This window comes from Vibrio sp. bablab_jr001 (assembly GCF_016464285.1).
GTDB classification, from domain to species: Bacteria; Pseudomonadota; Gammaproteobacteria; order Enterobacterales; family Vibrionaceae; genus Vibrio; species Vibrio fluvialis.
Map to the genome: position 1 here is coordinate 1 of NZ_JACDWZ010000009.1, position 429 is coordinate 429.

Annotated in this window: 1 pseudogene; it reads right to left on the reverse strand. The window is 46.9% G+C overall.

Annotated features, from left to right (window positions below):
* Positions 1–392, reverse strand: a pseudogene (locus JIG40_RS00835) (transposase); the annotation flags it as partial.
* Positions 393–429: the final 37 nt, after the last annotated feature.

Sequence of the window (429 nt, forward strand, 5' to 3'; positions counted from 1 at the left end):
CTTCGACTTTGCGCAGCTCCTCCACGCGTAATACCCGCTCGGATGAACATCAAATAACTGACACAGATGTCGCACAGAGTGGCTGTGATGATGTTCTTGGATAAAGGCGTATCTTACTCGGGGTGGCTTGCGAAGTACGCCGCGGCTTTTTTTAACAGGTCACGTTCTTCAGTAACACGCTTAAGCTCTTTTTGTAATCGTCGAATTTCTGCGGACTCAGCAGACTGATGAAGGTGTTCCTCAGAGTCAGGACCATAGCGCTTAATCCAGGCGTAAAGACTGTGTGTGGTGGTACCTAAACGCTGAGCAACATCAGCAACAGAATGGCCGGCAACAGTGACTTGTTTCACTGCTTCGATTTTGAATTGTTCGGGGTAACGTTTATGGCTCATGGACACCTCTTTTTTAGCTAGTTTATCTAACTAAAAG